Here is a 7,540-nt window from a genome sequence, read left to right as displayed (position 1 = left end):
CCCCAGAGGAGCCCCGGCAGCCCCGGCCGCCCCGGCCGCAGGGCCCTCACACGGCCTGGTACGTCACCGGATCGCCGCCCGGCACGGCCTCCGCGAAGCCCAGCTTCACCAGGCGCCGCAGGTGCGCCTCGGCCTCCGAGACGGCGATGGTGCGGGAGCCGTGCGGGATCTGCTCCCAGGGCCGGTTCCACTCCATCCGCTCGGCGATCTGCCAGGGCGTGAGCGGGGCGGCGAGCAGGGTGCGCAGGTCGCTCAGGCGGGCCTCGTGGTGGTCGAGGAGTTCGGCGACGCGGGCGGCCGGCTCGGTGAACGCGTGCTGGTGCGCGGGCAGTACCTCCGCGACGCCGAGCCGGCCGATGCGCTCCAGGGAGTCCAGATAGTCACCCAGCGGATCGGTCACCGTGGCGGGGTCGTCGGGGTCCTCGTACAGGCCGATGTGCGGGGTGATGCCGGGCAGCAGGTGGTCGCCGGAGAAGAGGCGGCCGCGGCCCGGGTGCCTGGCCGGGTGCTCCTCGTCGAGGTGCAGGCAGACGTGGCCCGGCGTGTGGCCCGGCGTCCAGATCGCGCGCAGTCGGCGGCCCGCCAGATCGAGCAGCTCGCCAGGGACGATCTCGCGGTCGGGCAGCGCCGCGTTCAGACCCGGCAGGGTGCGGGTGCGGCCGGAGGCGCGGGCCGCGTGCAGCGGTGCGAGGTGCTCGTCGGGCGCCCCGGCGGCGGCGAGTTTCGTGGCGAGGTAGTCGAGCCAGCGGCCCGGCTCCTGCGCTCGGGTGCGGCGCACCACATGGGCGTCGGCGGCGTGCATCGCGATCCACGCGCCGGAGGTCTCGCGGACCCGCCCGGACAGGCCGTGGTGGTCGGGGTGGTGGTGGGTGACGAGCACGCCGTGCAGGTCCTCGACGGTCGTACCGCAGGCGGCGACCCCGGCGGCGAGGGTGTCCCAGGAGTCCGGGTCGTCCCAGCCGGTGTCGACGAGGACGGGGCCGGGGTCGGTGTCGAGGAGGTGGACGAGGGTGTGCCCGAGCGGGTTGTCCGGGATCGGCACCTTGATGCTCCACACGCCGCCGCCGTGCTCGATCACCTGCGTCATCCGGTCCCCCTGCTGCGGTTGGGCGCACGGCCATGGCTCGCTCGACAGCGCGTCGGGTCAGGCCACTATAACTAGAACTGGTTCCATTGGTTGCCCAACGCGCCTTCTTTGCAAGGCTGTTCGCGAGGGCGTCGGGGCCGTGGACTAGTGGAAGTAGAACTGGTATCAGTTCTGAAAACACAGTTCTGAAAGAGCGTCAGAAACAGTGCCAGGCAGAGCGCCAGACACAGCGTCAGAAACGGTACGCCCTCGGGAGGAACACGGCCATGACGGAGCTCGTGGAGCATCAGAAGCTGTTCATCGGCGGGGAGTTGGTGGACCCCCTGGGCAAGGACGTCATCGAGGTGGTCTCCCCGCACACCGAGGAGGTCGTCGGCCGCGTCCCGCACGCCGTGCCCGCCGACGTGGACCGCGCGGTCGCCGCCGCCCGCCGCGCCTTCGACGACGGCCCCTGGCCGCGGATGACGCTCGACGAGCGGATCGAGGTCGTCACCCGTATCAAGGACGCCTTCACGGCCCGGCACGAGGAGTTCGCCCGCCTCATCAGCGCCCAGAACGGCACCCCGTACACCTCCAGCATCATGGTGCAGTCACTCGCCGCGATGATGGTCTGGGACAGCGCGCTCACCACCGCCCGGAACTTCACGTACGAGGAGCGGCGCGACGGCGTGCTCGGCAAACTCCTCGTGCGGCGCGAGCCGGTGGGGGTCGTCGCGGCCGTCGTCCCGTGGAACGTCCCGCAGTTCACCGCCGCCGCCAAGCTCGCCCCGGCGCTGCTCGCCGGCTGCCCGGTGATCCTCAAGGTCTCGCCGGAGACGCCGCTCGACGGCTATCTGCTCGCCGAGGTCGCCGCCGAGGCCGGGCTGCCCGAAGGGGTGCTCTCCGTCATACCCGCCGACCGCGAGGTCAGCGAGTACCTGGTCGGGCACCCCGGCGTCGACAAGGTCTCCTTCACCGGATCCGTGGCGGCGGGCAAGCGCGTCATGGAGGTCTGCTCCCGCAATCTCACGCGCGTCACCCTGGAGTTGGGCGGCAAGTCGGCCGCGATCGTGCTGCCGGACGCCGACGCAGGCACCGCCGTGCAGGGCATCGTGCCGTTCGCCTGGATGATCAACGGCCAGGCCTGTGTGGCCCAGACCCGCATCCTCGTACCGCGCTCGCGCTACGACGAGTTCGCCGAGGCGTTCGCCGCGGCGGCTTCAGGGCTGAAGGTCGGCGACCCGCTCGACCCGACCACCGAACTCGGCCCGCTGGTCGCGAAGCGGCAGCAGCAGCGCTCCCTGGACTACATCCGGATCGGGCAGGAGGAGGGCGCCAAGGTTCTCGCGGGCGGCGGCCGCCCGGCGGGCCTGGACAAGGGCTGGTACGTCGAGCCGACCCTCTTCGGTGACGTCGACAACTCGATGCGGATCGCCCGCGAGGAGATCTTCGGCCCGGTGATCTGCCTGCTCCCGTACGGGGACGAGGCCGAGGCCGTGAAGATCGCCAACGACTCCGAGTACGGGCTCTCGGGCAGCGTGTGGACCGCCGACGTCGAGCGCGGCATCGACGTCGCCCGCCAGGTCCGCACCGGCACGTACAGCGTCAACACCTTCAGCCTCGACATGCTCGGCCCCTTCGGCGGCTACAAGAACTCCGGTCTCGGGCGGGAGTTCGGACCCGAGGGGTACGGGGAGTATTTCGAGCACAAGATGATCCACCTGCCGTCCGGCTATGAGGGGTGAAGTGCGTCGATGGGTGACCGTTGGCAAGTCGAGGTGGACCGGAGCGTGTGCATCGGCTCCGGGATGTGTGTGAACGCTGCCGCTACGGGGTTCAGGCTGGACTCGGCGCGGCAGTCGCATCCCGTCGCCCCGGAGGCGGACGCGAACGAGGATGTGCTTGCGGCGGCGGAGGGGTGTCCGGTGGAGGCGATCACGATCACGGTTCTGGGGAGTGGGGAGCCGGTGTTTCCGCCCGAGGAGTAGCCGCGCGGGGGCGGTCAGGGGTACGGGTCGCTGTTCCCGTGCCCTTGACGTGGGCGCCCCCGATCGGCCTCCGGCCTCGTCCTCAAGCTCCCCCAGCTACCGCTGGGAGGTGCCCCCAGGACGGGCTGGGTTCGGTCGTCAGGTCGATCAACTTGCACACCGTCTCGATGTCGATCTTCACCTGGGCGATCGACGCCCGGCCCGACAGCCACGTGATGAGGGCCGAGTGCCAGGTGTGTTCGATCACGCGGACCGCGGAGAGCTGCTGAGGCGTCGGGTCGGTGTCCAGGCCCATCGCGTCGAGGATGATCGCCGTGGTCAGCCGGGAGACCGTGTCGACCTCCGGGGAGACCGAGCGGTCCGCGAAGGTCAGGGCGCGGACCATCGCGTCGGCCAGGTGCGGTTCGCGCTGCAGGGCGCGGAAGGCGCGCATCAGGGTCTCGGCGACCCGCTCCGCCGCGTCGTCCCCGCCGGGCGGGCGCTTGCGCAGCGTGGTGTGCATGTGCTGGAGCTGGTCCTGCATGGTCGCGACGAGCAGGTGCACCTTGGACGGGAAGTAGCGGTACAGCGTGCCGAGCGCGACGCCGGCGGCCTCGGCGACCTCACGCATCTGTACGGCGTCGAAGCCACCCCTGCTGGCCAGCTGGGCGCTGGCGTGCAGGATGCGGCGCCGACGGGCCTCCTGACGCTCAGTCAGGGGAGGGGATGCCGCGCCGGGTTCCTTCACTTCCGCCACTTCCGCAGTCATACGTCCCGTTCCATGGTGCCGATCCAGGGGGCCTGGGATCCGGGCCCGCGAGGAGCACAGCATGGCAGGGGCCCCGTCGTGGCGCGAATCACCTGATCCAGGCCTTCCGGTGTCGTTACCTGCCGGTAAATTCGAAGCTCCTCAAGCGATCAAGTCTGAAACTTGTTCTAGGTTAGCGTCCCAGCGTAATGTCGCGGGAGCCGCAGGGAGAAGGGGGCCGCGCGTGACCGCTGAGGCCATAGAGACAGGCCCCGGAGCGAGCCGTGCGGTGGGACTCCGCCCGGGTTCCGGCGGCGGCGACCGCCCGCTGCGGATCGCGATGCTCACGTACAAGGGGAACCCGTTCTGCGGCGGCCAGGGCGTGTACGTCCGGCATCTCTCCCGCGAGCTCGCCCGCCTCGGCCACCATGTCGAAGTGATCGGCGCCCAGCCGTACCCCGTGCTCGACGAGGGCGTCCCGCTCACCGAGCTGCCCAGCCTCGACCTGTACCGCAGCCCCGACCCGTTCCGTACGCCGAAGCGCGGCGAGTTCCGGGACTGGGTGGACGCGGTCGAGTTCGCCACGATGCGCACCGGCGGCTTCCCCGAACCGCTGACGTTCTCGCTGCGCGCCCGGCGCCATCTGGCCGCCCGCAGCGGCGAGTTCGACGTCGTGCACGACAACCAGACCCTCGGGTACGGGCTCCTCGGTGGCCCCTCCGTGATCGGCGCGCCGCTCGTCACGACCATCCACCACCCCATCACCGTCGACCGGCAGCTGGACATCGACGCCGCCGCCGACTGGAAGGGCCGTCTGTCGAAGCGGCGTTGGTACGGCTTCACGCGGATGCAGAAGCGCGTCGCCCGCCGGCTGCCCTCCGTGCTCACCGTCTCCGGCACCTCGCAGCAGGAGATCGTCGACCACCTCGGGGTGCGCGGCGACCGTATCCACGTCGTGCACATCGGGGCCGACACCGAGCTGTTCTCGCCCGATCCGGCGGTCGCGGAGGTGCCGGGGCGGATCGTGACGACGTCCAGCGCCGACGTACCGCTCAAGGGGCTCGTGTATCTCATCGAGGCGCTCGCCAAGGTGCGCGCCGAGCAGCCCGACGCGCATCTCGTCGTCGTCGGCAGGCGTGCCGAGGACGGGCCGGTCGCCGCGGCCATCGAGCGGTACGGCCTCGAAGGGGCCGTCGAGTTCGTGAAGGGCATCTCCGACCGGGAGTTGGTCGACCTGGTGCGCAGCGCGCAGGTCTCCTGTGTGCCGTCGCTCTACGAGGGCTTCTCGCTGCCCGCGGCCGAGGCGATGGCCACCGGTACGGCCCTGGTCGCGACGACCGGCGGCGCCATTCCGGAGGTCGCGGGCGAGGACGGGCGTACGTGCCTCGCGGTGCCGCCGGGGGACGCGGGGGCGTTGGCCGCCGCGCTCTGCCGGGTGCTCGACGACCGGGAGTTGAGGCTGCGGCTCGGCGCCGCGGGGCGGGAGCGGGTGCTCGCCAACTTCACCTGGGCCCGCGCGGCCGAGGGCACGGCTGAGCGGTACCGGGCGGCGATGGAGCGGTCGGCCGTGGTGGGTACGCGATGACCTTTCCCCTGACCCGCCCCTTCCCGAAGTCCTGCCGGACGGGCCTCCTCAATCGCCGGAGCGGCTCAAATTGAGCCCCGGACCAGCCGACCCGAACCCCCACCACCCCCGACGAACCCGAGGCAGGACCCTTTGCTGACCGTCGACTTCACCCGCTTCCCGCTCGCCGCGGGCGACCGCGTCCTCGACCTGGGGTGCGGCGCCGGGCGGCATGCCTTCGAGTGCTACCGGCGCGGCGCGCACGTCGTGGCGCTCGACCAGAACGCCGAGGAGATCCGCGAGGTCGCCAAGTGGTTCGCCGCGATGAAGGAGGCCGGTGAGGCCCCCGAGGGCGCCACCGCCACGGCCATGGAGGGGGACGCGCTCCAACTCCCCTTCCCCGACGAGTCGTTCGACGTCGTCATCATCAGTGAAGTGATGGAGCACATTCCCGACGACAAGGGTGTGCTCGCCGAGATGGTGCGGGTCCTGAAGCCCGGCGGGCGCATCGCCGTGACCGTGCCGCGCTACGGGCCCGAGAAGGTCTGCTGGGCGCTGTCCGACGCGTACCACGAGGTCGAGGGCGGGCACATCCGTATCTACAAGGCGGAGGAGCTGCTCGGCCGCATGAAGGAGGCCGGGCTCAAGCCGTACGGCACCCATCACGCGCACGCGCTGCACTCGCCGTACTGGTGGCTCAAGTGCGCCTTCGGTGTCGACAACGACAAGGCGCTGCCGGTGAAGGCGTACCACAAGCTTCTGGTCTGGGACATCATGAAGAAGCCGCTCGCCACCCGGGTCGCCGAGCAGGCCCTCAACCCGCTGATCGGCAAGAGCTTCGTGGCGTACGCGACCAAGCCGCACCTGCCGCGGGCCGCTGTGGCGGACGCTTCGTGACGACGCCCCGGACCGACCACCTCATCCTCCCCGGCGTCCTCACCGCCGAGCAGGCCGCGCAGACGGTCGACGGCATCCTCGCCGGGCAGCGCGCCGACGGCGCCATACCGTGGTTCCGCGGCCACCACCTCGACCCGTGGGACCACATCGAGGCCGCCATGGCCCTGGACACGGCCGGTGAGCACGAGGCCGCCGCGCGCGCCTACGACTGGCTGGCCCGGCACCAGAACCCGGACGGCTCCTGGTACGCGGCGTACGCCGACGGGGACTTCGAGCGGCCCACCGACCTGAGCGTCGAGTCCAACTTCGTCGCGTACGTCGCCGTCGGCGCCTGGCACCACTACCTGGCCACCGGCGACGACGCGTTCCTCGACCGGATCTGGCCGACGGTGGCCGCGGCCGTCGAGTGCGTACTCGCCCTGCAGCAGCCCGGCGGCGAGATCGGCTGGAAGCGCGAGACGGACGGCACGGTTGTCACCGACGCGCTGCTCACCGGGTCCTCCTCCATCCACCAGGCGCTGCGCTGCGCCCTCGCCATCGCCGAGGTACGCGAAGAACCGCAGCCCGACTGGGAGTTGGCGGCCGGCGCGCTCGGCCACGCGATCCGTCACCACCCCGAGCGCTTCCTCGACAAGAACCGCTACTCCATGGACTGGTACTACCCGGTCCTGGGCGGCGCCCTGACCGGTGCCGCCGCCGACGCCCGGATCAAGGAGGGCTGGGACCGCTTCGTGGTGCCGGACCTCGGCGTCCGCTGCGTCGTCCCCAACCCGTGGGTCACCGGCGGCGAGAGCGCCGAACTCGCCCTCGCCCTCTGGGTGATGGGGGAGTCCGACCGGGCCCTGGACATCCTCAAGTCCATCCAGCACCTCCGCGACGACACGACCGGCCTGTACTGGACGGGGTACGTCTTCGAGGACGCGGCGATCTGGCCCGAGGAGCAGACCGCGTGGACGGCGGGCGCGCTGCTGCTCGCGGTGGCGGCACTCGGCGGCCACGAGGCGACCTGCGCGGTCTTCGGCACGGATCGCCTGCCGGCGGGGCTTGAGCCGGATTGCTGCGCGAGCGTGTAGCGGGCCCCGTCGACTCGGTTGCCGCCGATCGCCCTGCGGGCTCGTCCTCAAACGCCGGACGGGCTGAATTTGGCTGCTGCTTCAGCCCAAGTCCAGCAAATTCAGCCCCTCCGGCGTTTGAGGAGCGGGGGTCCGGGGGCTGGCCCCCGAGGCGGAACCCCGTTCGGGCTCGCCCAAGTGGCGCAAGGCCGGGGTGCGGGTGAGCCTGAGGGCGCCCACCTTCCC

Annotated in this window: 7 protein-coding genes; 5 read left to right on the top strand and 2 right to left on the bottom strand. The window is 71.4% G+C overall.

All coding sequences use genetic code 11. The features are described 5' to 3' along the window. Window positions 1–46: 46 nt before the first annotated feature. Window positions 47–1,087 (bottom strand): Strvi_7410 family MBL fold metallo-hydrolase, encoded by a 1,041-nt coding sequence (locus GUY60_RS31120; protein ID WP_161703893.1) that lies wholly within the window; start codon window positions 1,085–1,087, stop codon window positions 47–49. Window positions 1,088–1,353: 266 nt separating this feature from the next. Here GUY60_RS31120 and GUY60_RS31115 point away from each other — a divergent pair, with 266 nt between their 5' ends. Both GUY60_RS31115 and GUY60_RS31110 read left to right on the top strand, forming a co-directional pair. After that, window positions 1,354–2,811 carry an aldehyde dehydrogenase gene (locus GUY60_RS31115; protein ID WP_161703891.1) on the top strand — a complete coding sequence of 486 codons (1,458 nt, stop codon included), beginning with the start codon at window positions 1,354–1,356 and terminating at the stop codon, window positions 2,809–2,811. Window positions 2,812–2,820: 9 nt separating this feature from the next. Further along, window positions 2,821–3,054 carry a ferredoxin gene (locus GUY60_RS31110; RefSeq protein WP_161703889.1) on the top strand — a complete coding sequence of 78 codons (234 nt, stop codon included), beginning with the start codon at window positions 2,821–2,823 and terminating at the stop codon, window positions 3,052–3,054. Between the two features lie 82 nt (window positions 3,055–3,136). On the opposite strand, the gene GUY60_RS31105 is transcribed toward GUY60_RS31110, so the two are convergent. Then, window positions 3,137–3,802 carry a TetR family transcriptional regulator gene (locus GUY60_RS31105; protein ID WP_161703887.1) on the bottom strand — a complete coding sequence of 222 codons (666 nt, stop codon included), beginning with the start codon at window positions 3,800–3,802 and terminating at the stop codon, window positions 3,137–3,139. Window positions 3,803–4,025: 223 nt separating this feature from the next. Between GUY60_RS31105 and GUY60_RS31100 the strand changes: the two genes are divergently transcribed. The 3 genes from GUY60_RS31100 to GUY60_RS31090 all read left to right on the top strand — a co-directional run bounded on the left by GUY60_RS31100 (window position 4,026) and on the right by GUY60_RS31090 (window position 7,315). Beyond that, the gene (locus GUY60_RS31100) at window positions 4,026–5,366 is read left to right on the top strand and encodes a glycosyltransferase family 4 protein (protein WP_161703885.1); all 1,341 of its coding nucleotides are present in this window, start codon (window positions 4,026–4,028) and stop codon (window positions 5,364–5,366) included. 132 nt (window positions 5,367–5,498) lie between these two features. Continuing rightward, entirely contained in the window at window positions 5,499–6,242 is a 744-nt protein-coding gene (locus tag GUY60_RS31095; protein WP_161703883.1) for a class I SAM-dependent methyltransferase, read from the top strand. Next, window positions 6,239–7,315 carry a prenyltransferase/squalene oxidase repeat-containing protein gene (locus GUY60_RS31090; protein WP_161703881.1) on the top strand — a complete coding sequence of 359 codons (1,077 nt, stop codon included), beginning with the start codon at window positions 6,239–6,241 and terminating at the stop codon, window positions 7,313–7,315. The genes GUY60_RS31095 and GUY60_RS31090 overlap by 4 nt, the downstream gene beginning before the upstream one ends. Window positions 7,316–7,540 lie beyond the last annotated feature (225 nt).

Source organism: Streptomyces boluensis, assembly GCF_009908195.1.
Lineage (GTDB): Bacteria > Actinomycetota > Actinomycetes > Streptomycetales > Streptomycetaceae > Streptomyces > Streptomyces boluensis.
The sequence above is the reverse complement of the archived record's forward strand: the minus strand, read 5'-3'. Positions and strand labels throughout refer to the sequence as shown.

What these genes read in the sequence shown, in the direction of transcription:
- GUY60_RS31115 (WP_161703891.1), top strand. Translation starts at nt 1,354, where the DNA reads ATGACGGAGCTCGTGGAGCATCAGAAGCTGTTCATCGGCGGGGAGTTG.
- GUY60_RS31105 (WP_161703887.1), bottom strand. Translation starts at nt 3,802, where the DNA reads ATGACTGCGGAAGTGGCGGAAGTGAAGGAACCCGGCGCGGCATCCCCT.
- GUY60_RS31110 (WP_161703889.1), top strand. Translation starts at nt 2,821, where the DNA reads ATGGGTGACCGTTGGCAAGTCGAGGTGGACCGGAGCGTGTGCATCGGC.
- GUY60_RS31120 (WP_161703893.1), bottom strand. Translation starts at nt 1,087, where the DNA reads ATGACGCAGGTGATCGAGCACGGCGGCGGCGTGTGGAGCATCAAGGTG.